General features: G+C 71.3%; 26 protein-coding genes. 21 read left to right on the forward strand and 5 right to left on the reverse strand.

Features of this window, described 5'->3' with window-relative positions; genetic code table 11:
• Positions 1–14: 14 nt before the first annotated feature.
• The 6 genes from IM697_RS32330 to IM697_RS32355 all read left to right on the forward strand — a co-directional run bounded on the left by IM697_RS32330 (position 15) and on the right by IM697_RS32355 (position 7,584).
• Positions 15–1,103, forward strand: a complete 1,089-nt coding sequence (locus tag IM697_RS32330; RefSeq protein ID WP_194039627.1) for a LacI family DNA-binding transcriptional regulator — start codon at positions 15–17, stop codon at positions 1,101–1,103.
• Positions 1,104–1,500: 397 nt separating this feature from the next.
• Positions 1,501–2,844 (forward strand): ABC transporter substrate-binding protein, encoded by a 1,344-nt coding sequence (locus IM697_RS32335; protein ID WP_194039628.1) that lies wholly within the window; start codon positions 1,501–1,503, stop codon positions 2,842–2,844.
• Positions 2,845–2,854: 10 nt separating this feature from the next.
• Positions 2,855–3,739: a carbohydrate ABC transporter permease gene (locus IM697_RS32340; RefSeq protein ID WP_194039629.1), complete on the forward strand. Its 885-nt coding sequence runs from the start codon at positions 2,855–2,857 to the stop codon at positions 3,737–3,739.
• Positions 3,739–4,689, forward strand: a complete 951-nt coding sequence (locus tag IM697_RS32345) for a carbohydrate ABC transporter permease (protein WP_228044266.1) — start codon at positions 3,739–3,741, stop codon at positions 4,687–4,689. The genes IM697_RS32340 and IM697_RS32345 overlap by 1 nt, the downstream gene beginning before the upstream one ends.
• 97 nt (positions 4,690–4,786) lie before the next feature.
• A complete protein-coding gene (locus IM697_RS32350) occupies positions 4,787–6,376 on the forward strand; it encodes a glycoside hydrolase family 43 protein (protein ID WP_194039630.1) in 1,590 nt (529 codons plus the stop codon).
• Between the two features lie 164 nt (positions 6,377–6,540).
• Entirely contained in the window at positions 6,541–7,584 is a 1,044-nt protein-coding gene (locus IM697_RS32355; protein WP_194039631.1) for a LacI family DNA-binding transcriptional regulator, read from the forward strand.
• Between the two features lie 46 nt (positions 7,585–7,630).
• Here the strand turns inward: IM697_RS32355 and IM697_RS32360 are convergent, their stop codons facing one another.
• A complete protein-coding gene (locus tag IM697_RS32360; RefSeq protein WP_194039632.1) occupies positions 7,631–8,041 on the reverse strand; it encodes a hypothetical protein in 411 nt (136 codons plus the stop codon).
• 239 nt (positions 8,042–8,280) lie between these two features.
• Between IM697_RS32360 and IM697_RS32365 the strand changes: the two genes are divergently transcribed.
• On the forward strand, positions 8,281–9,366 hold the full coding sequence (locus IM697_RS32365; RefSeq protein WP_265582684.1) for a ferritin-like domain-containing protein: 1,086 nt from the start codon (positions 8,281–8,283) through the stop codon (positions 9,364–9,366).
• Here IM697_RS32365 and IM697_RS32370 read toward each other — a convergent pair.
• Positions 9,363–10,010: a ThuA domain-containing protein gene (locus IM697_RS32370; protein WP_194039633.1), complete on the reverse strand. Its 648-nt coding sequence runs from the start codon at positions 10,008–10,010 to the stop codon at positions 9,363–9,365. The two genes, IM697_RS32365 and IM697_RS32370, sit on opposite strands and share 4 nt — an antisense overlap.
• A gap of 156 nt (positions 10,011–10,166) precedes the next feature.
• Here IM697_RS32370 and IM697_RS32375 point away from each other — a divergent pair, with 156 nt between their 5' ends.
• From IM697_RS32375 to IM697_RS32385, 3 genes are all read left to right on the forward strand, one after another.
• Positions 10,167–11,189: a DUF5954 family protein gene (locus tag IM697_RS32375; RefSeq protein ID WP_194039634.1), complete on the forward strand. Its 1,023-nt coding sequence runs from the start codon at positions 10,167–10,169 to the stop codon at positions 11,187–11,189.
• A gap of 65 nt (positions 11,190–11,254) precedes the next feature.
• The gene (locus tag IM697_RS32380; protein WP_194039635.1) at positions 11,255–11,887 is read left to right on the forward strand and encodes a VOC family protein; all 633 of its coding nucleotides are present in this window, start codon (positions 11,255–11,257) and stop codon (positions 11,885–11,887) included.
• A gap of 84 nt (positions 11,888–11,971) precedes the next feature.
• Positions 11,972–12,373: a VOC family protein gene (locus IM697_RS32385; protein ID WP_194039636.1), complete on the forward strand. Its 402-nt coding sequence runs from the start codon at positions 11,972–11,974 to the stop codon at positions 12,371–12,373.
• Here IM697_RS32385 and IM697_RS32390 read toward each other — a convergent pair.
• On the reverse strand, positions 12,356–13,042 hold the full coding sequence (locus IM697_RS32390) for a helix-turn-helix domain-containing protein (protein WP_194039637.1): 687 nt from the start codon (positions 13,040–13,042) through the stop codon (positions 12,356–12,358). The two genes, IM697_RS32385 and IM697_RS32390, sit on opposite strands and share 18 nt — an antisense overlap.
• 87 nt (positions 13,043–13,129) lie before the next feature.
• The gene (locus tag IM697_RS32395; RefSeq protein WP_194039638.1) at positions 13,130–14,113 is read right to left on the reverse strand and encodes an AraC family transcriptional regulator; all 984 of its coding nucleotides are present in this window, start codon (positions 14,111–14,113) and stop codon (positions 13,130–13,132) included.
• A gap of 80 nt (positions 14,114–14,193) precedes the next feature.
• Here IM697_RS32395 and IM697_RS32400 point away from each other — a divergent pair, with 80 nt between their 5' ends.
• On the forward strand, positions 14,194–15,045 hold the full coding sequence (locus IM697_RS32400) for an NAD(P)H-binding protein (protein WP_194039639.1): 852 nt from the start codon (positions 14,194–14,196) through the stop codon (positions 15,043–15,045).
• 5 nt (positions 15,046–15,050) lie between these two features.
• On the opposite strand, the gene IM697_RS32405 is transcribed toward IM697_RS32400, so the two are convergent.
• Positions 15,051–16,202, reverse strand: a complete 1,152-nt coding sequence (locus IM697_RS32405) for a YihY/virulence factor BrkB family protein (protein WP_194039640.1) — start codon at positions 16,200–16,202, stop codon at positions 15,051–15,053.
• An 88-nt stretch (positions 16,203–16,290) separates the two neighbouring features.
• Between IM697_RS32405 and IM697_RS32410 the strand changes: the two genes are divergently transcribed.
• The 10 genes from IM697_RS32410 to cysD all read left to right on the forward strand — a co-directional run bounded on the left by IM697_RS32410 (position 16,291) and on the right by cysD (position 26,004).
• Complete coding sequence (locus IM697_RS32410) at positions 16,291–17,925, forward strand: acyl-CoA dehydrogenase family protein (RefSeq protein WP_194039641.1); 1,635 nt, start codon at positions 16,291–16,293, stop codon at positions 17,923–17,925.
• A 307-nt stretch (positions 17,926–18,232) separates the two neighbouring features.
• Positions 18,233–19,522, forward strand: a complete 1,290-nt coding sequence (locus IM697_RS32415; RefSeq protein ID WP_194039642.1) for a GAF domain-containing protein — start codon at positions 18,233–18,235, stop codon at positions 19,520–19,522.
• Between the two features lie 145 nt (positions 19,523–19,667).
• Positions 19,668–20,957, forward strand: a complete 1,290-nt coding sequence (locus tag IM697_RS32420; protein WP_194039643.1) for a hypothetical protein — start codon at positions 19,668–19,670, stop codon at positions 20,955–20,957.
• A gap of 51 nt (positions 20,958–21,008) precedes the next feature.
• Complete coding sequence (locus IM697_RS32425) at positions 21,009–21,581, forward strand: GNAT family N-acetyltransferase (protein ID WP_194039644.1); 573 nt, start codon at positions 21,009–21,011, stop codon at positions 21,579–21,581.
• A 127-nt stretch (positions 21,582–21,708) separates the two neighbouring features.
• A complete protein-coding gene (locus tag IM697_RS45780) occupies positions 21,709–21,792 on the forward strand; it encodes a putative leader peptide (protein ID WP_310591794.1) in 84 nt (27 codons plus the stop codon).
• 128 nt (positions 21,793–21,920) lie between these two features.
• Complete coding sequence (locus tag IM697_RS32430) at positions 21,921–23,618, forward strand: nitrite/sulfite reductase (protein ID WP_194039645.1); 1,698 nt, start codon at positions 21,921–21,923, stop codon at positions 23,616–23,618.
• Positions 23,615–23,794, forward strand: coding sequence for a hypothetical protein (locus tag IM697_RS45145; RefSeq protein WP_228044267.1), 180 nt, complete (start codon positions 23,615–23,617; stop codon positions 23,792–23,794). Before IM697_RS32430 ends, IM697_RS45145 begins: the two co-directional genes overlap by 4 nt.
• The gene (locus tag IM697_RS32435) at positions 23,791–24,501 is read left to right on the forward strand and encodes a phosphoadenylyl-sulfate reductase (RefSeq protein WP_194039646.1); all 711 of its coding nucleotides are present in this window, start codon (positions 23,791–23,793) and stop codon (positions 24,499–24,501) included. The genes IM697_RS45145 and IM697_RS32435 overlap by 4 nt, the downstream gene beginning before the upstream one ends.
• A 1-nt stretch (position 24,502) precedes the next feature.
• On the forward strand, positions 24,503–25,072 hold the full coding sequence (gene cysC, locus IM697_RS32440) for an adenylyl-sulfate kinase (protein ID WP_194039647.1): 570 nt from the start codon (positions 24,503–24,505) through the stop codon (positions 25,070–25,072).
• On the forward strand, positions 25,069–26,004 hold the full coding sequence (gene cysD, locus IM697_RS32445) for a sulfate adenylyltransferase subunit CysD (RefSeq protein WP_194039648.1): 936 nt from the start codon (positions 25,069–25,071) through the stop codon (positions 26,002–26,004). Before cysC ends, cysD begins: the two co-directional genes overlap by 4 nt.
• Position 26,005 lies beyond the last annotated feature (1 nt).

The raw sequence follows: 26,005 nt of genomic DNA on the forward strand, positions 1-26,005 counted from the left end.
AAGGAGCCGCAAGGGTGAGTCAGCGCAAGGTGGCCGGCGATGCCGGCCGGGCCACCATCCGGGACGTCGCGGAGCGCGCCGGCGTCTCCGTCGCCAGCGTGTCGCGCGTGCTGTCCGGCAACTACCCGGTGTCGGAGGATCTGCGGCGGCGGGTGATGAAGGTCGTCCGGGACCTGGACTACGTCACCAACGCCCACGCCCGCTCCCTGGCCGGCGGCGGCACGCCCACCGTGGCCATCCTCATCAACAACATCACCGGTGCCGCGTTCGCCCATGTCGCCAAGGGCGTTGAGGGCGCCGCCACACTGCGGGGCTGGCTCTCGCTGGTCGGCACCACGGGCGACGACCCCGAGCGGGAACTCGCCCTGGTCAACCTCATGCGGCAGCAGGGGGTGGCGGCCGTGGTGCTGCTGGGCGGCGCCTACGACTACGCCGAGTACCAGCTGCGCATGGCCCGCTTCGCCCGCTCGCTGGACGCGGCCGGGTCGCATCTGGTCCTGGTGGGCCGGCCGCCGCTGGAGGGCGACGTACCGGCCACCACCGTCGACTACGACAACGAGGGCGGCGCCTACGCCATGGCCAGCCATCTGCTGTCCGCCGGGCACCGCAAGGTCCTCGTGCTGCCGGGGCATGCCGAGCTCACGACCGCCCAGGGCCGTCTGAAGGGCGCCGAGCGGGCCTTCGAGGCGTACGGCGTGCCCTTCGAACCGGGAATGGTGCGGCACGGGCCGTACGACTACGAGCACGGGTACGAGGCCGTGGAGGATGCCCTCGAGCAGGGGCTGGACTTCACCGCGGTGCTCGCCGGGACGGACGTGGTCGCCGCGGGTGCCATGCAGGCCCTGCGCGCGGCGGGGCTTCGGGTGCCGGAGGACGTGTCGATCGTCGGTTACGACGACATTCCGCTCGCCTCCCAGCTCACCCCTCAACTCACCACGGTCCACGTGCCGTACGAGGAGATGGGCCGTGTCGCGCTGCGTGCGGTGGCCGATCGGCGCGAGGGCGGTGCCGGCCGTCGCAAGGGCGGCGATGGCGACCATCTGGTGCTGGGCACCCATGTCGTCGTACGCAACTCCGTACAGCCGCCCACCCGGCGCGGCTGACGGACGTAACGCCCGGGGTGAGTAACACCCTGCGCGCGTTTCGTAAACGTTTTCCGTCCTCCTCTCCGACATTCGCCGGACACCCGCGAGCGGTCGGCAACGGTCTCTCGTCTGCCGACAAGTGGCCCTCCACCTGCACTGACGTCCTTCGACCCGGACCGGGCCGTCACGCGCCCGAAGATCACCGGACGGACAAACCGGCGTAACAAATTTCCGCGCACCTCTTGCTATGAGCCGAGACGTCGGCCTACCGTCCCTGCAACCGCTTACTACAGCTTCCGCTTGGCCAACCCCCGCAACCGCGAGCCGACGGTTTTCCCGGCCGCCGTTTCTGGCCAGTGGCACCGAGCCGCCGTCCTCGTTCCGAGAACGCCCAATTCCGAAGGATCACGGTCAGATGAACTTCACCAACCCCCGGAGAAGGTTCGCCTCCGCCGCCGTCGCGGGAATCGCTCTGACAGGTCTGCTCGCCGCCTGCGGCGGTTCCGACTCCGGAGACTCGGACTCCGGTGCCAAGGCCTCCGGCCCCGTCACACTCGACTTCTGGGGCTGGGCCAACGGGCAGGAGGCCGTTGTCAAGGCGTTCAACGCCTCGCACAAGGACGTCCAGCTCAAGTACACGAAGGTCACCGACCAGCTGACCATGCAGAAGCAGCTGACGAATGCGGTCAAGGCGGGCAACGCGCCCTGTCTGCTGCAGAACACCGGCGAGTACGTCACGAGCTGGGTCGCGCAGGGTGCGCTCGCCGACATCACGAAGTACGTCGAGTCCAGCAAGGACAAGTTCAACCCCGGCTCGTGGGCGGTCGGCCAGGTGCAGGGCAAGGTCTACGGCGTGCCCACCGCCTCGGCGCCCGCCTTCACCATCTACCGCACCGACGTCTTCGAGAAGTACGGCCTGGAGCCGCCCAAGACCTGGGACGACTTCATCGCCGCGGGCAAGGAGCTGAAGAAGCACGACATCAAGATCACCAACTACGCCGGTGAGGACCCCAGCACCCTGGAGGTGCTCGCCATGCAGGCCGGGGCGAACTGGTACAGCATCGACGGCGACTCCTGGAAGGTGGACTTCCAGGACGAGGGCACCCTCAAGGCCGCGAAGGTGATCCAGGACATCATCGACAACGACCTGAACTCGAAGCTGTCGTTCGCGGACTACGCGGCCGTGCAGCGCAACTACGACAAGGGCGGCACCGTGACCCGCCAGATCTCCACCTGGCAGATGTCCGGCATGGTGCAGAACTTCACCGACTCCTTCGGCGACTGGGCGCTCGCCCCGTGGCCGACCTTCAAGGGCGAGGCGGCGCAGACGCCGGCCGGCACCAACCAGAGCGGCAACCTGACGCTGGTGACCGAGGGCTGCAAGCACAAGGAGCCGGCCGCGGAGGCGGCGCTGTGGATGTCCACCGACACCGGCGCGGTCAAGACGATGGCGAGCCCGGAGACCGGCAGCGGCGTGATGCCCGCGCTGGCCGACAGCAGCTCGTACGTCGCGGAGGCGATCCCCGAGAAGCTGCTCGGCAAGAACTACGAGCCGGCCCAGAAGACCGTCATGGACAGCATGGACACCATCCGGACCGGCTGGACCTTCGGCCCGAACTGGACCGCGATGTTCACGGAGATGCAGGACGAGTGGGCCAAGGTCGTCAGCAAGGAGCAGAAGGTCACCGACCTCCTCGCGCACATGCAGGAGTGGACGGTCAACGACCTGAAGCAGCGCGGCATCAGCGTCAAGGGCTGAGGCGTACCCGATGATTCGCTCCCAGCGCTGGAAGGGTGCCGCGTTCACGGTGCCCTTCCAGCTCGGCTTCGTCTTCCTCTATCTGCTTCCGATCGGTTACGCCGTCTACCAGTCGCTGTATCTGGAGAAGTCGTCCGGGCTGGGCCTCGGCGGCGCGACCACCGAGTTCGTCGGGCTGGACAACTACGGCCAGGGCCTGACCGACTCGGCGTTCATGGGCTCCATCCTGAGGGTGGTGCTGTTCGCCTGTGTCCAGATCCCGTTCATGCTGCTCGTCAGCCTGGTGCTGGCGCTCTTCCTGGACGCGGCCACCTCGAAGGTGGCGAGCCGGTTCCGGATCGTGCTGCTGGTCCCGTACATGATCCCCGGGGTGGTCGCGGCCATCGTGTGGATCAACCTGTACAGCCCCGAGGTGGGTCCGCTGACGCCGCTCGGGAACCTGTTCGGGTTCGACTGGAACTTCTTCGCGCCCTCGATGGTGTGGCCGGCCATCGGCAACCTGCTGACCTGGCACGGCATCGGCTACAACATGGTGATCATCTACTCGGCGCTCCAGGGCGTGCCCCGGGAGCTCTTCGAGGCCGCGCGCCTCGACGGCGCCTCGGAGCTGCGGATCGCACTGAGCATCAAGGTCCCGTTCGTGCGCGGCGCGCTCGTCCTGACGGCTCTGCTGTCGATCATCCAGATGCTGCAGATCTTCAACGAGCCCGCGCTGTTCCGGAACGTGACCCCGCAGACGGTCAGCGACAGCTTCACCCCGATCATGATCATCTACAACCAGGCGTTCAACGCCGCCAACTACCACTACGCCGCGGCCCTGTCGGTGCTGCTGGCCCTGATCCTCGGGGTCGCCTCCTTCCTCTTCTACCGGCTCACCTCGAGGGAGGTCGACTGATGGCGCTGACGGAAAACCGTAAGGAAGACGGCACGGACAACGGCACGCGAACCGCCGCCGTGCCGCCCCGCAAGGGCACCGTCCGACGGCTCGCCGCCCCGGACCCGGCCTCGCGTTCCAGGGGCGGCCAGCGCTTCCTGCTGCTGGGTCTGATCATGGCGAGCGTCTACAGCCTCTTTCCGGTGTACTGGCTGATCATCGCCTCGACCAAGGACCGCGTGGGGCTCTACCAGAGCAACGGGCTGTGGTTCTCCGGCTGGCACCTGTGGGACAACCTGGAGCAGGTCTTCACCTACGAGGGCGGCATCTTCCTGCGCTGGACCGCCAACTCGTTCCTGTACGCCGGTGTCGGCTCCCTCGGCGGCACGCTGATCGCGCTGGCCACGGGCTACGGCCTCGCCCGCTTCGACTTCCCCGGACGGGGCGCGGTGTTCGCGGCCGTGGTGGGCTCGTTCCTCATCCCGATCGCCCTGCTCACGCTCCCGCTGTACCTGCTGTTCTCGGCGATCGGGCTGGTCGACACCCCGTGGGCGATGCTGATCCCCTGTCTGATCAACCCGTTCAGCGTGTACCTGGCCAAGGTGTACACAGAAGCCACCATCCCGTATGAGCTCCTGGAGGCCGCCCGCATCGACGGCGCCGGTGAGCTGCGGATCTTCTTCAGCATCGTGCTGCGGATGATGACCACCGGCGGTGCGACCGTCTTCCTGCTCGCCTTCGTCAACACCTGGAACGCGTTCTTCCTCCCCCTGACCGTGCTGCGCGGCCAGGAGAACTGGACGCTCAACCTGGGTCTGTACCACTGGTCCGGCAAGAAGCTGGAGTCGGGCATCGACGTCACCAGCCTCGTCCTGACCGGCGCGCTGCTGTCCATCATCCCGATGGCGATCATGATGGTCGCGATGCGGCGCTACTGGCGCAGCGGCGTGACGCTCGGCGCCCTGAAGTGAGCCCACCGCCCGGGATCCGCACCTGACTCCTGGGGGCCGCGGGCGACCCTGACTCCCCGTGGCCCCCAGGTTTGACCGAAGCCCCTGGAGCCCTTCCGTGACCGTGCTGCACAACCCCGTCATCCGCGGCTTCGCCCCCGACCCCTCCCTGGTCCGGGTCGGTGCGTGGTACTACGTGGCGACCAGTTCCTTCGAGTGGTTCCCGACGATCCCGGTCCACCGCTCCCGCGACCTGGCGCACTGGGAGTACGCGGGCCACGTCCGGGGCGCGGTCCCCGGCGGCTCGCTCGCGGGTGTCCCCGACTCCGGTGGCGTCTGGGCACCGTCGCTGAGCTGGGACGGGGAGCGGTTCTGGGTGGTGTACTCGGTCGTGCGCTCGGTCGGGACGCCGTACTTCGACCTCGACACCTACGTCGCCACGGCCACGGAGGTCGACGGCGAGTGGAGTGCCCCGCGTCGCATCGCGAGCCACGGCTTCGACCCCGCGCTCTTCCATCACGAGGGCCGGCTGTGGCTGCTCAACATGCAGAGCGACCACCGCCCGGGCGGGCAGCGATTCGCCGGGATCGTCCTGACCGAGCTGGACCGCGAGACCCTGGCCCGGGTCGGTGACACGCACCTGCTGCTGCGGCACGAACGGCTCATCGAGGGACCGAAGTTGGTCAAGCGCGACGGCTGGTTCCACCTGGTGCTGGCGGACGGCGGCACGGGGGTCGAGCACGGGGTGCTGGTGGCACGCAGTCGTGCGATCACCGGCCCTTACGAGCTCGACAGCCAGCCCCTGCTGACGACGCGCGACGATCCGTCGGTGCCGTTGCAGAAGGCCGGGCACGCGGAGTTGGTCGAGACGCCGGACGGCGAGTGGGTGATGAGCCACCTCGCGGCACGGCCGTTGCGGACGCCGGACGGCCCGCGCTGCCCCCTCGGCCGGGAGACCGCGATCCAGGCGCTGACCTGGGACAAGGCGGGCTGGCCCCGGCTGCGGCAGGGCGGCTGGCACCCGGCGGTCGAGGTCGACGTGCCGACGCCTCCCGCCGAGCCGGGGCCCCGGCTCGCCGACCCCGACGACCCGTTGGGCTGGCCCTGGAGCACCCCGCGCGGCTACGCCGACCCCGGCTGGGCCGACGCCACCGCCCGCCCCGGCTGGATCCGGCTGCGCGGCCGGCACGGACCCGAGTCGCGGTGGGCGTACAGCCTGCTGGCGCAGCGGATCACCGAGCACCGCGCGGAGGCGGAGGTGACGGTCGAGGCCCGGCCGCGCTCCTTCACACAGGCCGCCGGGCTGGTCCTGCGGTACAACTCCGAGGCGTATCTGAGCCTCGACCTCACCTGGGCGGAGCCCGAGGGCGAGGAGCAGCGCGGGCAGCAGTGGCGAGGCGAGGGCCGTACGGTGCTGAGCCTCGTGGAGCGCGAGGAGTTCGGCACGCGGCGGGCGGCCGTGGTGGACGTGGCCGCGGGCGCGCCGTTGACCTTGGGTGTGACGGTCGAGGACGGCCGGGCGCGGTTCTGGTACGTCCGTGAGGGTGTGCGCGCCCCGGTCGGCCCGCCGCTGGACTTCACCAGGCTGTCGGACGACTACGGCTCCAAGCTGCGCTTCACCGGGTCGATGGCCGGCGTCCATGCCGTGGACCTCGTCGACTCGTCGTTCACGGCCGACTTCACGGGATTCCGCCTCACCTGCTGGTGATCCCGGGCATGTTCGAAGTTTCGAAAGTCACGGCCCGTGCGCTCCTGCGAACTGACGGGCTCTTCCGGACTCAGCGCGGCGAACCTAGGGTAGGAAGCGCTTACTGTTTCCGCGCTGGTCGAAACTTTTCATGGCCCTCGGGCGGGCCGGAGAGGTGGTTCCCGATGGTCCGAACGGACGGTGCGAGCGTGGCTGCCGGACCGACCCTCGCGGTCGTGGCACGCGAGGCCGGGGTGTCGGTGCCGACCGCCTCCAAGGTGGTCAACGGCCGGGAGGACGTGGCTCCGGAGACCCGCCGCCGGGTCACCGAGGCGCTCGACCGGCTCGGCTACGTCCGCAGACCGCGCTTCGAGGCGGCGAAGACACCGGGCCTGGTCGACCTCGTCGTGCACTCGCTGGACACCTCCTGGTCGGGCGCGGTGCTGCACGGGGTGGAGGCGGCGGCCCACGACGCGGGCCTGGAGGTGGTGGTGTCGGCGGGGCTGACCCGGACGCGGGGCGCCCGACCGGAGCGGGGCTGGCTGGACAAGCTCATCGCGCGCGGCTCCTCCGGGGTGCTGTTCAACCTGGCCGAGCTGACCGCGTCGCAGTACGCGTGGCTGGAACAGCACCGCATCCCGTTCGTGATGATCGACCCGGTGCTGGAGCCGCCGCCGGGCGTGGTGTCCGTGGGCGCGGCGAACTGGCAGGGCGGGGTGACGGCGACCGAGCATCTGCTGGCGCTGGGCCATGAGCGGATCGCGGTCATCGCCGGTCACCAGCGCAAGATGTGCAGCACCGCCCGGGTGGCCGGGTATCGCTCGGCGCTCGCCTCGGCCGGGGTGCGGCACCGTCCCGAGTACGTCCGGCACGCGGGCTTCGACGAGGGCGTGGCCCGCTGCCGGATGCTGGAGCTCCTCGATCTGCCCGAACCGCCGACGGCCGTCTTCGTCTGCTCGGACCGGATGGCCCTCGGGGTCTACGAGGCGCTGGCGGAACGGGACTTGACGGTGCCGAGCGATATGAGCGTGGTCGGCTTCGACGATCTGCCGGAGGCCCGCTGGATCTCCCCGGCCCTCACCACGGTCCGCCAGCCGCTGTCGGAGATGGCGGCGACGGCGCTGCGGCTGCTGGTGCGGATGATGGACGGGGACCGGCCGGAGAGCACACGGACGGAGCTGTCGACGCGGCTGGTGGAACGGTCGAGCACGGCCGTGCCGCGCGTCTGACGGCGATCCCCGGCGACGGCCGGGGTCTCGGCTGCGGGACGAGCCTTCAGCTCTTCTTCTGCGCTGTCGTTCCCCTCCGCCTGGTTGTGGTGCTCTTGCGGGGTGCGGCCGCCTTCTTCGCACGCGGCGCCGCCCCTTGCCCTTCGTGCGTCTCTCCCCGTGTCCTGCCGCGTACGACGTAGGTGGCCCCGCCGATGGCGACGGCGATCGGCCATTCGAGCGCCCCGGCGACCGTCAGTGCGCCCAGGCCGCCGTAGAAGAGCAGATCACTGCCCGGGACCGCGGGCAGTCGGCCCCTGCCCGGGAGACCGGGCACTCGTGAGGTCAACTCCTGCGCGCTGGCCTTGAGATCTCCCGGAGTCATGTACGGGAGGGACAGGTCGGGATGGGCGTGGTGCATGTGCAGTACCTGACCGCCGTCCCCGGACGCCTTGGTCTGAGCTGAGCTGGACATCATGCGAACCACTCAAATCGAGCCAATTGAATCCAATGCCTCTCATTACATTCTGACGCGCATGGCGACCGGACGGAATCGCCGGCCGGTGGAAGACCGGGCCTCTTTCCGGCATGACCGGGACGCCGCGGAGGCGATGCCGCACATCCTCGCCGCGGCCCTCGCCAACGTGGCGATCGGCCTGCTCGAAGCGCTGATCATGCGCCCCCTTCAAACGCAGGAGTTTCCTGGCGTCGGCCGCGGTGGCGGCCGGGACGTCGGCCGCGGTCGCCGGCACCGCGCAGGCCGCCGCGCCGACGGCGGGCGCACCGGCCGCCGCGGCCGGCCTCGGGTCCGTGGCGCGTCTGATGGCCGTCCCCGCGGACAGCCGCGGCGTCGAGTGGCTCAGGTCCGCCCTTCAGGTCGCCGTGGGACTCGAACTCGCCACCATCCCGCCCTACCTGTGCGGCTGGTGGTCCGTCAGGGACCACCGCGGCGAGGTCGCGCGGATGCTGCGGCGCATCGTCGGTGACGAGATGTACCACCTGGGCATCGTCTGCAACCTGCTCACGGCCGTGGGCGGCAGGCCGCGGATCAAGGCCGCCGCACCGGTGTACCCGGGGCCGCTGCCGGGCGGGGTGCGGGCCGGGGTGACCGTCTACCTCTCGGGCCTGACCAGGCCCTTCGTACGCGATGTGATGATGGCGATCGAGGCCCCCGAGGAGTCCCTCGCCCGCAACGCGGCCTCCCCCACCGTCGGGGAGTTCTACGAGGGCATGCTCCGGGCGTTCCGGACCGTGCGCCCTGAGCTGTCGACGCGGACCCAGGTGACCCAGCACATCGACTCCGACGAACTGCGGCCGGTGCGCAGCCTCGACGACGTCGAGCACGCCATCGAGATCATCAGGGAGCAGGGCGAGGGCACCGACAGCTCCCCGCTCGACACCTTCTCGGACGACCGTCCCGCGCACTACTACGCCTTCGGCGAGATCTACCACGGCCGGGAGCTGCGCCCGACCGACGACGGCTGGCGGTACGTCGGCGGGCCCGTGCCCTTCCCCGACGTACGCCCCATGGCCCCCGTCCCGGCCGGCGGCTGGCGCAACCCGCCGGCCCATGTCGGCGGTCTTCTGTTCCGCTTCGACGCCATGTACAGCACGGTGCTGGACTCCCTCGACGCGGCCTGGGCGGGCGGCGGCCACCGCGCCCTGGGGGCGGGCATCCACACCATGCGCGGACTGGAGCGCCCCGCCGTGGAGCTGATGGAGACCGCCATCCCCAACACCCGCAGCACCTACGGCCCCCAGTTCCACGCCCTGCGCAGGCCCGGCACGCGGGACGGCGCTTAACCCGCGTTCGCCGCCCAGTCGATGCCGCCGCGCAGATGGGCGCGGAAGTCCGGGTCCTCGTAGGCCTCCGCGGCGTGTCCGAGGGCCGTGTAGAAGACGCGGCCCGCGCCCTGCTCGCGGCACCACACCAGCGGGTGGTCCGCGCCCATGCCGCCTCCGTCGTACGACGACTCGTCGGCGGAGGCCAGCACCCGTACCGCGGCACGGGGGTTGGTGCGGAAGTCGTACCACTCGTCGACGAAGTCCCATACGGCGGGAAGGTGCCGGGTGGCCGGGTGCTCGTGGTCCTCGACGATCGCCTTGCCCGGCTGGTGGTCGGGGTGCCGGTCGAACCGGGCGCCCAGCAGTTCGCCGTAGTACGGCCAGTCGTACTCGGTGCAGGCCGCCGAGTGCACCCCGGCGAAGCCACCGCCCGCCTCGACGTACGCGGCGAGCCGCTCCCGCCCGGCGGGGGTGAGGACCTCGCCGCTGGTGGAGAGGAAGACGACGGCCGCGTATCCGTCGAGGGGCCCTTCGAGCGCTCGGGGGTCCTCGGTGTGGTCCACCTCGAAGCCGCCGACGGTGCGGAGGGCTTCGACGCCGGCCGGGATCGAGTCGTGCCGGTAGGCGGTGGTGCGGGTGTAGACGAGGAGTCGTACAGGCATGCGAATGAGCCTAGGTCGGCTCGCGTGTACGGCGCACTCGTCCCGGTGATCCGAAAATTTCGGCCCGCCCGGCCCGGTGGACGGTAGCGTCCAACCGCGCCCGTGGTTGAGTCCGTTCACCCCTGCGCGTGACCGTACCCTCGCGACAATCCGTGCATGACCCATGACTGGCAGCAGCAGATCCACGTGCTCCACGAGGAGTTGGTCCGCCGTGACGACCCGGCCGCCCGGGTGCGGGAGGCCGACGCGGTGGACGCCTCGCTGCGGTATCCCGGGTTCGCCCTGCGCGGGCCGGTGTTCGGGGTCGCCGTGCGGGATCCCGCGGTGGGGCCCGAGTGGCGGGTGCTGAAGCCGGTCGTGAACGGGATGCCGCAGATGTGCCGGGACTCGCTCAACACCCACCTGTGGTTCCGCGCGAAGGACGACACCGACGATCCCGGCGTACGCGCCGAACTCCTCGCCGCCGTGGACCGGTTGAGCCGGGAGCCGGTGAACGAGGTGGAGGCGTGCGGCGTGCGGTACCGGATCGTGCGCGGGGACGAGTTCACCCGCTGCGACGACCACGGCCTCGAGCCGCCCCGGCCCACCGACCCGGAGCCGGCCGAACGGACCTGGAACGTCCGCGACGACCACACCCCCTCCCCCGACCTGGACCTCGTCCTCGACGCCGACCTCCCGCAGGGCGGCCCGATGGCGGGCGCCCTGCGGGCCTGGCTGCGGAGCTTCGCGTACCGGGGCGTGCGGTTCCCCGCCGCCGTGCGCGGCGATTCGGAGCGGGCGGTGCGCTCCCATCCGGACGTCGTGCTGCTGCCCACCTGCTTCGGCGTGGTCGAACGCGAGGGCACCGGCTGGGAGCCGTCTCTCGCCGTCCAGGCCACCCCGCACGACGCCCGGCGCGTGCTGTACGACGCGATGGCCGAGATGTGGCCCATGCTGTACCGGTTCGACGACGCGAAGACGGCCGTGTACGCGAAGGCGGCCGAGGAGTTCCGGGCTCTGGAACGCGCCGACGAGGCGCGAGTGGCGGGCCGGGTGTTCCGGGTCTGCCGCGTCGAGCGCATGCTGCGCATGGGTCCCGACGGACCGGAGACCCCGCGCCCCTCGGACGTGGACGAGTACGGCCCCATGAAGATCCACCCGACGCTGCTCCCCGACGGCACCGTGGTCTTCGACGAGTGAGCGACCACCCGTCCCGGCGCACAGGTGTTCCAAAACTCGGGCCGCCCTGCGTAGCCTCGGCTGCGATGAACGCCATCCCCGCGCATCTGGATCACCTCGTCCTCGCGACCCCTGACCTGGCCGCCACCGTCGCCGACTTCGCCCGGCGCACCGGAGTGACCCCCGCCCTCGGCGGCGTGCACGTCGGGCTCGGCACCCGTAACCACCTGGTGTCGCTGGGCGGCACCAGCTACCTGGAGATCATCGGCCCGGATCCCGAGCAGTCCGCGCCCGGCCGGCCCCGCCCCTTCGACGTCGACGGGGTCACTGCCGCGCGCACGGTCACCTGGGCGATCCGCCCGCCCGACATGGACGCGGCCATCGCGGCCGCCCGTGCCCGGGGCTACGACCCCGGCCCGGCACAGCCGATGAGCCGCCGCAGGCCCGACGGCACCCTGCTCCGGTGGCGCCTCACCGACGGCGAGGACGCCCACCCCTCCGGCCTCGTCCCGTTCCTCATCGACTGGAGCGCCACGGTCCACCCCACCGCCTCCGGCCTGCCCGCCACGCCCCTGCTGTCCCTGTCCGCGAGCGCCCCCGACCCGGACGAGATCCGCCCCCTGCTGGCGGCCCTCGACACGGACCTCGACCTCACGACCGGCCCGGTGGGCATCTCCTTCACGGTGGCCACCCCGCTGGGCCCGGTGACCTTCGACTAGCGACCCGGCCCCGGGGCAACCGTCCCGGCCCGGGTGTCCGATTCCTTCAAGACCGGCCCGCGCCCGGCTGTCTACGTTGGCCGCATGACTCCACGATTCGATGCCATCGGCCTCGTCGTCTCCGACATGGCCGCCTCCGTCGCCTTCTACCGCCGCCTGGGCGTCGCCTTCCCCGACGGCTCCGAGCACGAGCCGCACGCCGAGGGCGAACTGCCGGGCGGGCTGCGCCTGTTGTTCGACACGGAGGCCAATGTGCGGTCCTTCGTCGAGGGCTGGGAGCCGCCCACGGGTGGCGGCCGGGCCTCGCTGGCGTTCCGGTGCGCGGATCCGGGTGAGGTGGACACGGTGTACGAGGAGCTGCTGGCCGCCGGCCACCAGGGCGGGCTCAAGCCGTGGGACGCCTTCTGGGGCCAGCGCTACGCGACCGTGCACGACCCGGACGGCAACGGCGTCGACCTGTTCGCGCCCCTAGGACCGGCCGAGTAGCTCGCCGAGCGGCAGTCCCGCCAACTCCTTGACGTCCCGCGCCAGATGGGCCTGGTCGGCGAACCCGGCCCGCGCGGCCGTGTCCGCGAGGCCGACACCGTCGCGCGCCAGTGCGAGCGCCCGCCGCAGCCGCAGGATCCGGGCCAGCGTCTTGGGTCCGTAGCCGAAGGCGGTCAGGGAGCGCCGGTGCAACTGCCGGGCGCCGAGGCCGAGTTCGTCGGCGGTGGCGGCGACGGAGCGCCCGGCGTCGAGGGCGGCGACGACATGCCGCAGCGCCGGGTCGGGCGCCACCGCGTCGGCGGCCCGCTCCAGCGCCACGTCCTCAAGGGCGGTGACGGGATCGCCGGCGGCCTCGATACGACGGCACAGCCGCCGCACCTCCGAGGCCGGCCACAGCTCGGCGAGCTCGACCCGCAGATCACGCACCTCATGCGCGGGCACGCCGAGAATGGCGGGAGCGGTACCGGGATAGAAACGGACGCCCATCCACGCACTCGGCTCGCCACCGGTGACGTAGGCCCGTGTATCGGGCCCGGCGACGAGCAGGCGTCCGTCGTTCCAGAGCAGGTCCATGCATCCGTCGGGCAGGACCCGCCCGGCGCCGGGACCGGACGGAGTGTTCGTCCAAACGACAGCGCCCGCGAGCCGGGATGACCGCTCCGCATACACATACGCCAGCGTAAGCGCCCCTTTAGGGGCGCGGGGAACTGCGCGAGCAACCACGGACAACCCGCAGCCCGCACACACGACTCACCCCTACGGCGAGCCCCGTCCCACCCCCCGATGCTCCTGCGGACTCACCCCATAGACCCTCTTGAACGCGCTGGAGAGGGCGAACGCACTCCCATACCCCACTCTGCGCGCGATGGCCTCCAGCGTGTCGTCGGTGTCCCGCAGCGCGTCCGCCGCCAGTGCCATCCGCCAGCCCGTGAGGTACGTCATCGGCGGCTCCCCCACCAGCTCGGTGAACCGCCGGGCCAGCGCGGCCCGCGACACCCCCGCCTTCGCCGCCAGCGAGGCCACCGTCCAGGGGTGGGCCGGATCGTCCTGGACGAGCCGCAGCACCCGGCCGACCACGGGGTCGGCGAGCGCCGCGTACCAGGCCGGTGCCGCCGCCTCCGGGCGGGAGAACCAGGCCCTGAGCGCGGCGATGACCAGCAGGTCGAGCAGCCGGTCCAGGACGACCTCCTGGCCGGGCTCGTCGCGGACGATCTCGTCCATCAGGTACGGGGTGAGCGGGCAGTTCCACACGTCGGACGGGAGCGTCAGCAGCGGCGGCAGCGCCTTCAGCAGCCGGCCGCTGATCTCGCCCTCCCACAGATAGGTGCCGATCAGCATCACGGTGGAGCCGTCGAGCCGGTCGCCCCAGGTGCGCACGCCCAGGTCCATCGAGCCGTTCAGGGAGCGTCCGTCGGGGTAGCGGCACTCGGCGCCCGGCAGGATCAGCGCCTGGGGCGCGGTGCCGGGGTCGTCGGCGCAGGTGTAGGGGTCGGGGCCGCGGGCGATGGCGAGGTCCCCGGGGCGCAGCCGGATGCTCCCCCGGCCTTCGGCCGGGGGGACCCCCATCTCGCTTCGCTCGCCCTGGTCCGGGATCACCCAGGACTCGCCGCGGACCATGACCATGACGGTCAGCGGGGCGCGGTCCTCGATGCGGATGGACCAGGGCGGCTCGAAACACGCGCGGATCATGAAGGCGCCACGTGCGCGGGGACCCTCCAGAAGGCCGGCGAGAGCGTCCATGTCGTCAGCGTAGACGTCCGCGCATGGGAATGAGCCGTTCGGCGATGGGCTGTTGGGGCGCGCGACCGTTGACTGGAGGCATGACGGAGAACGCGGCCGAGAAGGCCGACACACAGCGGATGACGGTGGTGGTGACCGGTGCCTCGGGCCGTACCGGGAGCCGGGTGGCGCGAGCGGCGCGCGATGCGGGGCTCACGGTGCGGGCGGCGTCCCGGGCGCGCGGGTTCGACTGGGAGGACCCGACGACATGGGCGCAGGTGCTGCGCGGCGCGGACGCGGCGTATCTGATGTACCCGTCCGACGTGGGCTCCCCGGCGGCGGCCGAGGGCGTCGGCGCGCTCGCGCGGGAGGCGGTCGGGCTGGGGGTGCGGCGGCTGGTGCTGCTGTCGGCCCGGGGCGAGGACCAGGCGTTGCCGACCGAGGAGGCGCTGAAGTCGTCCGGCGCGGACTGGACGATCGTACGGGCCACGTGGTTCTCGCAGAACTTCAGCGAGGGGCCGCTGGTGGAGGGGCTGGTGAACGGGGAGCTGGTCTTCCCGGCGGGCGAGGTGCGGGAGCCGTTCGTCGATGTGCGGGACATCGCGGACGTGGTGACGGCGGTGCTGACGTCCGGGGACGCTCATGCGGGGCGGACGCTGGAGCTGACCGGGCCGCGGCTGCTGTCCTGGCGGGAGGCGGTCGCGGAGATCTCCGCGGCCACCGGCACGGCGATCACGTACACCCCGGTTCCGGCGCGCTCGTACGGCGAGGCCCTGGCCGGGTTCGGGGTTCCGCCGGAGGAGGTCGAGCTGCTGGTGGAGGTCTTCGAGACCCTCATGGACGGCCGTAACGCCCATGTCACGCACGACGTCCACGAGGTCCTGGGACGCGCGCCGCGCGACTTCACCGACTTCGCGCGGGAGGCCGCGGCGGCGGGGGCGTGGAAAGCCTGAGCCCCTCAGGCCCTGCCCTGGTCCTCCGGCTTGTGCGGGGGGTGGTGGGTGCTCTTCACATGGGTGCGCAGCCTCGACGTCACGTCCTCCGGTGGCAGGAAGCGGGTCCAGCGCTCGGGGAACTCCGACGGCATGTCCGGGTCCTCGGGGTCGTGCTCGTGGGCCGCGGCCGTGCGGGCCACGTACTCGGCGACCTGGGCCTCGCGCATCCGCTCGTTGGCGGCGCGGGCCGCGGCCGTCGCGGCGGCCGGCCAGACCCGGTCGATCGCGGCGTTGACCGCGGCCCCGACGAGCACGGCGAACGCGGACACGCCGATCCACAGCAGTACGGCGACCGCGGCGGCGAGGGAGCCGTAGATCGTCGCGCCCTCGACCGTGTTCTGGAGGTAGATGCGCAGCAGGAAGCTGCCCAGCACCCACATGCCGAGGGCGACCAGGGCGCCGGGCACGTCCTCGATCCAGGGTGAGCGCACCGGCACGGACACGTGGTACAGCGTGGTCAGGAACGCGATGGACAGGACGATCACGACCGGCCAGTACAGGACCTGCACCAAGGTCTCCGACCACGGCACGATCCGCACCACCGCGTCCGGTCCCGCCACCATCAGCGGCAGCGCGACCGAGCCGATCAGCAGCGCCGCGATGAACAGGGCGAACGCCACCAGCCGGGTCTTGACGATGCCGCGGACGCCGTCGAGGCCGTACATCACGGTGATCGTGTCTATGAAGACGTTCACCGCCCGCGACCCCGACCACAGGGCGAACAGGAAGCCGACGGAGATGACGTCGGGGCGGCCGCCGTTCATCACGTCGTCCAGGATCGGCTGGGCGATCTGGCGCACCCCCTTGTCGGACAGGACGGTGCGGGAGGCCTCCAGGAGGTTGGTCTCCAGGCTGTTGATGGTGTCGGTGCCGGTCCAGTCGTCGACGTAGCCGAGGAGGCCGATGAGGCTGAGCAGGAGCGGGGGCACGGACAGCAGCGTGAAGAACGCGGCCTCGGCCGCGAGACCCAGGATGCGGTACTCGATGCACGAGTTCACCGTGTCCTTGAGCAACAGCCAGGCCGTCCTGCGCTTCGAGACGTTCCGGTAGAGGACACGCGCCCGGTGGAGACGACCGGAGGACGGCTGGGGGGACGATTCACTTGCTGGCTGCACGACCTAAAGGTATCCGCCGTGCGCGGCAGCACTCATCCGCCGTGTCAGGGTGGAGACCACGGCCCTCCTCAGGGATAGGTTCACAGCCATGGCAGGCAGCACCCATACCGTGACCAACCAGCCCCCGCCCCTGGTCGGCTACGACGTCTACACCGCCGACCGGGCCCTGACCGCGGCCGTCGAGCGGCATGTCGCCCCGCGGGCCCTGGACGAGGTGCGCGAGGAGCTGGCCGCCTTCGGGCGGACCTGCGGGTCGGCGCAGGCGCAGGAGTGGGGGGTACTGGCGAACGAGAACCCGCCGCGGCTGCGGACGCACGACCGCTACGGCCATCGCATCGACGAGGTCGACTTCCATCCGTCCTGGCACCGGCTGCTCGGCAAGGGCGTCTCGGCGGGCCTGACCGCGGCCTGGGTGCGGCCGGGCGGGCATGTGCGCAGAGCGGCGGCCTTCCTGATGTGGACGCAGGTCGAGGCCGGCAACGGCTGCCCGCTGTCCATGACCCACGCGGCCGTCCCGGCGCTGCGCACGGATCCCGGCCTCGCCGCCGAGTGGGAGCCGCGGCTGACGTCCATGGTCTACGACCAGGGTCTGCGGCCCGCCGGGCGGAAGGCCGGAGCCCTGTTCGGGATGGGCATGACGGAGAAGCAGGGCGGCAGCGACGTACGGGCCAACACGACCACCGCCACCCCGCTCGCCGAGGCCGGGACGTATCTGCTGACCGGGCACAAGTGGTTCTGCTCGGCTCCGATGTCGGACGGTTTCCTGGTGCTCGCGCAGGCCCCGGAGGGGCTCACGTGCTTCCTGGTGCCGCGGGTCCTGGAGGACGGCGGCCGCAACCCGTTCCTGATCCAGCGGCTGAAGGACAAGCTGGGCAACCGGTCGAACGCCTCCGCCGAGGTCGAGTTCGACGGGACGTGGGCGCGCCGGGTCGGTCGGGAGGGGCGCGGGGTGCGCACCATCATCGACATGGTGGCGGCGACCCGGCTCGACTGTGTGCTCGGCTCGGCGGGGCTGATGCGGCAGGCCGTGGCGCAGGCGGTGCACCACTGCGACCACCGTGCGGTGTTCGGCGACCGGCTCGTCGACCTGCCGCTGATGCGCAACGTACTGGCCGACCTGGCGGTCGAGTCGGAGGCGGCGACCACCCTCGCGCTGCGGCTCGCGGCGGCCTACGACGACGACGGCGAGCAGGAGCGGGCGCTGCTGCGGATCGCGGTGCCGGCCGCCAAGTACTGGGTGACCAAGCGGTGCGCGCCGGTGACCGTCGAGGCGTCCGAGTGCCTGGGCGGCAACGGGTACGTCGAGGAGTCCGGGATGCCGCGGCTGGTGCGCGAGTCGCCGCTGAACTCGATCTGGGAGGGCGCGGGCAACGTCCAGGCGCTGGACGTGCTGCGGGCGTTGCGGCGCGAGCCGGCCGCGCTGGACGCGTATCTGCGGGAGGTCGGCCTGGCCCGCGGTGCCGATCACCGGCTGGACGCGGCGATCAAGGGCCTGTTGACCGAACTGGCCGATCTGGAGGGCATCGAGGCACGCGCCCGGCGCCTGACCGAGCGGCTGGCGCTGGTGTTGCAGGGCTCGCTGCTGGTCCGGTTCGCACCGCCGGAGGTCGCCGACGCGTTCTGCGCCGCGCGGCTGGGCGGCGACGGGGGCGCGGCCTTCGGGACGCTGCCGTCGACCCTGGATCTGGCGTCGGTGGTGGACCGGGCCAGGCCCAAGGCCTGAACTGCCCGGTGCGGAGGTGGCACGGGGGTGGTGCTGCGCCGACACGGCACCACCCCCGCGCATGGCCCGTTCGAGGCCGCGAACGCCGCTCGGGACGGCGTCGCTCAAGTTTCAATCAGGTCAGGGCGGTCCACCAGGGTTGCAAGGGGTTGCAACTTGCCGGCGACTGTGGGCGGAGTGTGTCCCTCCGCGAGCGACGGGCGGCACTATGAGACACGCGCCATTTGAGACACGCACAATGAGACACAGTCAGCACGCACAGTCAGCACGCACAGTCAGGACGAGACCTCTTCTGCCGGGAGGACCCTTGGCGCTCTCGCCGACGGACGTGACGCAGCTCGCCGCCGTGGACTCGGCGCGCGCCGCGCGAGTACTCAGCGAGGTCCGCGCCGCCACGCTCTCCGGACAGCGCGCGCCCGTCGCGCCGCGCCCGGTGATCGAGCAGTCCTGGGAGCGCACGCTGCGCAGCGGGGTCGACCCGGACCACGACGTCCGCTCCGGGCTGCTGTCCCGCGAGGAGGTGCAGCGGCGCCGGGAGTCGACCACGCTGCGCCAGGTGATGCCGGTGCTGCGCGAGGGGCTGCTGTCGGTCGCCGACGTCGCCCACCACATCATGGTCGTCGCCGACGACGAGGGCCGGGTGCTGTGGCGGGAGGGCAACTCCTCGGTGCTGCGCAGGGCCGACGGGCTCGGCCTGGCACTCGGCGCCGACTGGCGGGAGAGCGTCGTGGGCACCAACGGCCTGGGCACCCCGGCGGTGGTGCGCCGGCCGGTGCAGGTCTTCGCCTCCGAGCACTTCCAGCGCTCGCAGACCTCCTGGACCTGCACCGGGGCCCCCATCACCGACCCCCGGGACGGCCGGCTGATCGGTGTGGTCGACGTCAGCGGGCCGCTGGAGACCATGCACCCGGCCACGCTCGCCTGGGTCGACTCGGTGGCCAAGCTCGCCGAGGCCCGGCTGCGGGAGGTGCATCTGACCTCCCTGGAGCGGCTGCGCGCGGTGGCGTCGCCGGTGCTGGCGCGGCTGTCCGGGCGGGCCCTGGTGGTGGACCGGCACGGCTGGACGGCCGCGGTGACCGGGATGCCGTACACGAACCGGGTCGCGCTGCCCGAGGGGCTGTCGCCGGGCCGGCGGTGGCTGCCGCCGCTGGGGCTGTGCGCGGTGGAGCCACTGGCGGGCGGCTGGCTGCTGCGGGCCGACGACGAGCCGGTGCCGCACGGGGCGACGCGGATCGCGCTGGACCTGACGCGGCCGCGCCGCTGGTCGGTGACGGTGTCCGGCGGGGCGGGCGCCTGGAGTCACGAACTGAGCCCCCGGCATGCCGAGTTGCTCTATCTGCTGGCCCTGCACCGCACCGGTCGCAGCGCGGCGGGGCTGGCCGAGGACATGTTCGGCGACGCGGGCCGCACGGTGACGGTGCGCGCCGAGATGTCGCGGGTACGGCGCTATTTCGGGGAGTTCCTGGAGCACCGGCCGTACCGCTTCCGCGAGGACGCGGAGGTGGAGGTGCTGTTGCCGGACGACCCGCGCGAGCTGCTGCCGCATTCGACGGCGCCCGCGGTGGTCCGGGTGCGGATCTCGACCGACCTGCCCTGAGCCGACTCCGTATTTCCGCATATTTGCAGGGTCTTAGTCCGCAAGCGTGCCCAACTGCCGTAGCATCCCTGTACGGGCCACCCCACCTGCTCCTTTGGTCAACGCACGGACCAATAGCCGCAGTTGGCTCGCCTCGGGAGGTTTGATGAAGCACCGCGGCAGACACCGTCGACGCAGGCAGGGCCGCGCCGTTCGCGCGTTCCTCGCCGGCACCGCCCTCGCACTCACCGCCGCCGCCACGATGATCAGCGCCTCACAGGCCACGGTCGGCGACGACCCCGGGGCGCTCGAGCCGCTCACCAGGGCCGCCGAGACCGGCGCGCTCCGGCTGAAGGAGCAGTTGGTCCCGCAGGCCACCCTCGACGAACTCGCCGCCGGGATGGGCAAGCCGGTCGGTGTCAGTGCCGTCCTGGAGACCGCCGACCGGAGCCTGCGCAAGTCGAGCGGCTGTACGGCGAGCGAGCGCACGGCGCTGCCGGTCGCGCCGACGGCCACGCGCGCGTACTGCTGGGACGCCGCCGACACCGCGTCCTGGCGGGCGGGGGCCGTCACCGGCTCGGGTGACGCCGACGACGACGGCTGGTGGAACGACAATCGGGTGATCCTCTCCGGCTGGAGCCAGGGCACCGCCGACCGAGGTCTGGCGCGGGTCGCCTTCGTCGACGCGAACGACCTGGCCCACCTCAGGTACGCGTCGGCGCTGCTCGTCGTCCCGGTGGACGGCGGCCGGAACTACCGCGCCCTGCCCTCCCGGCTGTCGGGCATGGTCTGGTACCAGGACAAGCTGCTGGTCACCGCCGGCGACGGGCTGTACGTGTACGACATGAACCGCGTCCAGCGCACCACCGTCGACAGCGCCGCGGTGGGCCGCGTCGGCAAGGGCTGGTCGGCCCACGGCTACCGCTTCGTGCTGCCGGCCGTCGGCTCGTACCGGCTGGCCGGCGGGAGTGCCGCTCCCCGCGTCGGGGGCATCTCCCTCGACCGCAGCACGGCGCCCGACAGCCTGGTCGCGAGCGAGTGGACGGCCGCCGACAGCGACCGGCCCGCCCGCCTGTGGCGCTACGACTTCGACAGGGACCCGGCCCGCCCCGGCCTGCTGGCCACGGGCGCCACCGGGGTCGCGCCCGTGGTCGAGGCGTACGAGACGGAGGCCTCCGGCATCCGGGGCGTCCTGTCGCACCGGGCGGGCGGCACGGACCGCGCCGACTGGTACGTGGGCCGTGCCCCGGGCAGCACCGACCGGCAGGGCAGCCTGTGGCGCCAGGACACCGACGGCGCCGAGGCGACCCGCTGCGGCGAACAGAACGCCCCCAGGTGCTGGGGCACCCGGGTCGGCCCCCTGTCGTACTGGGAGGCGACCGGTGAGGTCTGGTCGCAGTCGGGCCGGACGCTGTTCGCCCTGCCGTTGGGTTCGATCGATGCGGCGCTCGGCTGAGCGCTGGGACGCGATCGACAGATCGGCCATCCGGATGGTTCCCTGACCGACATGCCCAACATCGTCGTAACCACCTGGTCGCTGGAACAGACCGCACCCACCGACCTCCTCCCAGCGCAAGCCCCGCAGGGCGACGTGACGATCGTCCGCTCCGAGGTGCCCTCGCCCGAGTTCAGCCGCTTCCTGTACACCTCGGTGGGCGGGGACGTCCACTGGACCGACCTGCTCGGCTGGACATACGCGCAGTGGCGGGAGCATCTGGAGCGGCCGGGCGTGGAGACCTGGGTGGCGTACGACCGGGGCACCCCCGCGGGATACGTGGAGCTGGAGCCGCAGGACGACGGGGTCGTGGAGATCCTCCACTTCGGGCTGCTCCCGGCCTTCCGGGGGCGGCGGATCGGCGGGCACCTGCTGTCGTACGGCACCGCCCGCGCCTGGGATCTCGCGGAGCGCTGGCCGGGGCTGGCCCAGACGAAGCGGGTGTGGCTGCACACCTGCAGCAAGGATGGCGAGCACGCGATGGCCAACTACCAGCGCCGTGGCTTCCAGCTCTTCGACACCAAGGTCGAGGAAGAAGCGGAGGCGCCCGCATCGGGCCCCTGGCCTGGGGCCTATCCGGCCTGACCTGCGGGAACAAGCCTCCTGGCGGGCTCTGTGACCCACGACACCCTTGTCTCACTCTCCGGGACAAGGGTGTCCGCATGATGGACGAAGCTGGACTGTGTCCAGATCGCCGTGACACGCTTCCGTCATGTCTGGAACTGGAATTGCCTTGGTGAGTCGGCGGCACGTCGACCTCGGCCGCATGTCCAGCGCCATCTGTCCGGCGCGCTGACCGTCCCGCAGCGCCCGACATCTCCCCCTTTCTGCTTCATTTCCCGCGCAACGACGCGCACTTATGCCCATGCGCCCGTATGCGCAGGTCAGAGCCGCTTTCCGCCTGTCCCGAAGGACGTATCCACCATGGCCGCCACCCCGCAGAAGCCTGCCGCCGCGACTCCCCGCCGCAAGGTGAGCCGTCACCGCGGTGAGGGTCAGTGGGCCGCGGGGCACTTCACCCCGCTCAACGGCAACGAACAGTTCAAGAAGGACGATGACGGTCTCAATGTGCGGACACGCATTGAGACGATCTACTCCAAGCGCGGCTTCGACTCCATCGACCCCAACGATCTTCGCGGCCGGATGCGCTGGTGGGGGCTCTACACCCAGCGCAAGCCCGGGATCGACGGCGGCAAGACCGCCATCCTGGAGCCGGAGGAGCTGGACGACTCCTACTTCATGCTGCGGGTGCGCATCGACGGCGGCCGGCTGACCACGCGGCAGCTGAGGGTGATCGGCGAGATCTCGCAGGAGTTCGCGCGCGGCACCGCCGACATCACCGACCGGCAGAACGTCCAGTACCACTGGATCCGGATCGAGGACGTGCCGGAGATCTGGGAGCGGTTGGAGGCCGTCGGCCTGTCCACCACCGAGGCCTGCGGTGACACGCCCCGCGTCGTCCTCGGCTCGCCGGTCGCCGGGATCGCCGCGGACGAGATCATCGACGGCACCCCGGCCATCGAGGAGATCCAGCGCCGGATCGTCGGCAACAAGGCCTTCTCCAACCTGCCCCGCAAGTTCAAGTCCGCGATCTCCGGCTCGCCGCTCCTGGACGTGGCGCACGAGATCAACGACGTCGCGTTCGTCGGCGTGAACCACCCCGAGCACGGCCCCGGCTTCGACCTGTGGGTCGGCGGCGGCCTGTCCACGAACCCCAAGATCGGCGTCCGACTCGGCACCTGGGTGCCACTGGACGAGGTCCCGGACGTCTACGAGGGCGTCATCTCGATCTTCCGCGACTACGGCTACCGCCGTCTTCGCACCCGCGCCCGCCTGAAGTTCCTCGTCGCCGACTGGGGCGCGGAGAAGTTCCGGCAGGTCCTCGAGGACGAGTACCTGGGACGCAAGCTCCTCGACGGCCCCGCGCCGGCCCAGCCCGTGGAGCGCTGGCGCGACCACGTGGGTGTGCACCGGCAGCAGGACGGCCGCTTCTACGTCGGGTTCGCCCCGCGCGTCGGCCGTGTGGACGGCACCACCCTGACGAAGATCGCCGAGCTGGCGGAGGCGCACGGCTCGGGCCGCGTCCGTACCACCGTCGAGCAGAAGATGATCATCCTCGACGTCGAGGAAGCGCAGGTCGAGTCCCTGTCCGAGGCCCTGGAGGCCCTGGACCTGACCACGAAGCCCTCCCCCTTCCGGCGCGGCACCATGGCCTGCACCGGCATCGAGTACTGCAAGCTCGCCATCGTCGAGACCAAGGCACGCGGCTCCCAGCTGATCGACGAGCTGGAGCGCCGTATCCCCGACTTCGACGAGCCGATCACCATCAACATCAACGGCTGCCCGAACGCCTGCGCCCGTATCCAGGTGGCGGACATCGGTCTCAAGGGCCAGCTGGTCCTCAACGACCAGGGCGAGCAGGTCGAGGGCTTCCAGGTGCACCTGGGCGGCGCGCTCGGTCTGGAGGCCGGGTTCGGGCGCAAGGTGCGTGGTCTGAAGGTCACCTCCGAGGAGCTGCCCGACTACGTCGAGCGCGTTCTGAAGCGGTTCCAGGCCGAGCGCGAGGACGGCGAGCGGTTCGCCACCTGGGCGGCGCGCGCATCCGAGGAGGCCCTCTCATGAGCGAGCGGGCCGCCCCCTTCTACTGCCCCTACTGCGGCGACGAGGACCTCCGGCCGAGCGAGCAGGGTCATGGCGCATGGGAATGCGCGGCATGCAACCGCGCATTCCAGTTGAAGTTCCTCGGGCTGCTCGCCCGGGGTCTTCAGCCCAACGACGCACGGGGAGACGGGATATGACCGCGATTCAGGAAGAGCGCACGACCGAGGATCTCAAGGCGCTCGCCGAGCAGGCGGGCCGTGACCTGGAGGACGCCTCCGCGCTGGAGATCCTCCAGTGGGCGGTCGACACCTTCGGCAAGCGCTTCTGCGTGACCTCGTCGATGGAGGACGCGGTGGTCGCCCACCTCGCCTCCCGCGCGATGCCCGGCGTCGACGTCGTGTTCCTGGACACCGGCTACCACTTCGAGGAGACCATCGGCACCCGCGACGCGGTCGAGGCGGTGATGGACGTCAACGTCATCACGCTGACCCCGCTCCAGACGGTCGCCGAGCAGGACGCCCAGTACGGCCCCAGGCTGCACGACCGCGACCCCGACCTGTGCTGCAGGCTGCGCAAGGTCGAGCCGCTGGAACGCGGACTCAAGAGCTATGTGGCCTGGGCGACCGGCCTGCGCCGCGACGAGTCCCCGACCCGGGCGAACACCCCGGTCGTCGGCTGGGACGAGAAGCGGCAGAAGGTGAAGATCTCCCCGATCGCCCGCTGGACCCAGGACGACGTGGACGCCTACGTCGCCGAGCACGGCGTACTGACCAACCCGCTCCTGATGGACGGCTACGCCTCCGTCGGCTGCGCCCCCTGCACCCGCCGCGTCCTCGAGGGCGAGGACGCGCGCGCCGGCCGCTGGGCCGGCCGCGCCAAGACCGAGTGCGGGCTGCACGGCTGACATGAACGATTCCTCTGCGACCTTGGAGAACCACGTGACGAGCGGAGCCACCGTCTGGCTCACGGGTCTGCCGAGCGCCGGCAAGACCACCATCGCCTACGAGCTGGCCGACCGGCTCCGCGACGAGGGCCACCGCGTCGAGGTGCTCGACGGCGACGAGATCCGCGAGTTCATCTCGGCGGGCCTCGGCTTCAGCCGCGAGGACCGGCACACCAATGTGCAGCGCATCGGCTTCCTGGCCGAACTGCTCGCCCGCAACGGCGTCAAGGCGCTCGTCCCGGTGATCGCGCCCTACTCCGACAGCCGTGACGCGGTCCGCAAGCGTCACCAGGAGAGCGGGGCGCCGTACCTGGAGATCCACGTGGCCACGCCGGTCGAGGTGTGCTCCGTCCGCGATGTGAAGGGTCTGTACGCCAAGCAGGCCGCGGGCGAGCTGACCGGACTGACCGGGGTCGACGACCCGTACGAGGCCCCCGAGTCGCCCGATCTTCGGATCGAGTCCCAGAACCAGACCGTGCAGGAGTCCGCGGCGTCCGTGTACGCCCTGCTCACCGAAAGGGGACTGGCATGACGACCGTCGCCGCGCTGGAGGAGGGCACGGACTCCCCGTACGCCCTCTCGCACCTGGACGCGCTGGAGTCCGAGGCGGTGCACATCTTCCGTGAGGTGGCGGGCGAGTTCGAGCGGCCGGTGATCCTGTTCTCCGGCGGCAAGGACTCCATCGTCATGCTGCACCTCGCGCTGAAGGCGTTCGCCCCCGCGGCGATCCCCTTCTCGCTGCTGCACGTGGACACCGGGCACAACTTCCCCGAGGTCATCGAGTACCGGGACCGCACGGTCGACAAGCACGGCCTGCGGCTGCATGTCGCCTCCGTGCAGGACTACATCGACCGCGGGGTGCTCAAGGAGCGCCCGGACGGCACCCGTAACCCGCTGCAGACGCTGCCGCTGACCGAGAAGATCCAGAGCGAGAAGTTCGACGCGGTCTTCGGCGGCGGTCGGCGCGACGAGGAGAAGGCGCGGGCCAAGGAGCGGGTGTTCAGCCTGCGGGACGAGTTCTCCCAGTGGGACCCGCGCCGGCAGCGGCCCGAGCTGTGGAACCTGTACAACGGCCGGCACGCGCCCGGGGAGCACGTGCGTGTCTTCCCGCTGTCCAACTGGACCGAGCTGGACGTGTGGCAGTACATCGACCGCGAGGACATCGAGCTGCCGCAGATCTACTTCGCGCACGAGCGCGAGGTGTTCAAGCGCAGCGGCATGTGGCTGACCGCCGGTGAGTGGGGCGGCCCGAAGGACGGCGAGACCGTGGAGAAGCGGCTCGTGCGCTACCGGACCGTCGGCGACATGTCCTGCACCGGTGCCGTGGACTCGGACGCCGTGACGCTGGATCAGGTCATCACCGAGATCGCCGCGTCCCGGCTCACCGAGCGCGGCGCCACCCGCGCCGACGACAAGCTCTCCGAGGCCGCGATGGAAGACCGCAAGCGCGAGGGGTACTTCTAAG

The organism is Streptomyces ferrugineus (assembly GCF_015160855.1).
In the GTDB taxonomy this organism is placed as follows: Bacteria; Actinomycetota; Actinomycetes; order Streptomycetales; family Streptomycetaceae; genus Streptomyces; species Streptomyces ferrugineus.

Coding starts and splice junctions, on each gene's coding strand:
- IM697_RS32335 (WP_194039628.1), top strand. CDS start 1,501: ATGAACTTCACCAACCCCCGGAGAAGGTTCGCCTCCGCCGCCGTCGCG.
- IM697_RS32340 (WP_194039629.1), top strand. CDS start 2,855: ATGATTCGCTCCCAGCGCTGGAAGGGTGCCGCGTTCACGGTGCCCTTC.
- IM697_RS32345 (WP_228044266.1), top strand. CDS start 3,739: ATGGCGCTGACGGAAAACCGTAAGGAAGACGGCACGGACAACGGCACG.
- IM697_RS32355 (WP_194039631.1), top strand. CDS start 6,541: ATGGTCCGAACGGACGGTGCGAGCGTGGCTGCCGGACCGACCCTCGCG.
- IM697_RS32360 (WP_194039632.1), bottom strand. CDS start 8,041: ATGATGTCCAGCTCAGCTCAGACCAAGGCGTCCGGGGACGGCGGTCAG.
- IM697_RS32370 (WP_194039633.1), bottom strand. CDS start 10,010: ATGCCTGTACGACTCCTCGTCTACACCCGCACCACCGCCTACCGGCAC.
- IM697_RS32375 (WP_194039634.1), top strand. CDS start 10,167: ATGACCCATGACTGGCAGCAGCAGATCCACGTGCTCCACGAGGAGTTG.
- IM697_RS32380 (WP_194039635.1), top strand. CDS start 11,255: ATGAACGCCATCCCCGCGCATCTGGATCACCTCGTCCTCGCGACCCCT.
- IM697_RS32385 (WP_194039636.1), top strand. CDS start 11,972: ATGACTCCACGATTCGATGCCATCGGCCTCGTCGTCTCCGACATGGCC.
- IM697_RS32395 (WP_194039638.1), bottom strand. CDS start 14,113: ATGGACGCTCTCGCCGGCCTTCTGGAGGGTCCCCGCGCACGTGGCGCC.
- IM697_RS32400 (WP_194039639.1), top strand. CDS start 14,194: ATGACGGAGAACGCGGCCGAGAAGGCCGACACACAGCGGATGACGGTG.
- IM697_RS32410 (WP_194039641.1), top strand. CDS start 16,291: ATGGCAGGCAGCACCCATACCGTGACCAACCAGCCCCCGCCCCTGGTC.
- IM697_RS32420 (WP_194039643.1), top strand. CDS start 19,668: ATGAAGCACCGCGGCAGACACCGTCGACGCAGGCAGGGCCGCGCCGTT.
- IM697_RS32425 (WP_194039644.1), top strand. CDS start 21,009: ATGCCCAACATCGTCGTAACCACCTGGTCGCTGGAACAGACCGCACCC.
- IM697_RS45780 (WP_310591794.1), top strand. CDS start 21,709: ATGTCTGGAACTGGAATTGCCTTGGTGAGTCGGCGGCACGTCGACCTC.
- IM697_RS32430 (WP_194039645.1), top strand. CDS start 21,921: ATGGCCGCCACCCCGCAGAAGCCTGCCGCCGCGACTCCCCGCCGCAAG.
- IM697_RS45145 (WP_228044267.1), top strand. CDS start 23,615: ATGAGCGAGCGGGCCGCCCCCTTCTACTGCCCCTACTGCGGCGACGAG.
- IM697_RS32435 (WP_194039646.1), top strand. CDS start 23,791: ATGACCGCGATTCAGGAAGAGCGCACGACCGAGGATCTCAAGGCGCTC.
- cysC (WP_194039647.1), top strand. CDS start 24,503: ATGAACGATTCCTCTGCGACCTTGGAGAACCACGTGACGAGCGGAGCC.
- cysD (WP_194039648.1), top strand. CDS start 25,069: ATGACGACCGTCGCCGCGCTGGAGGAGGGCACGGACTCCCCGTACGCC.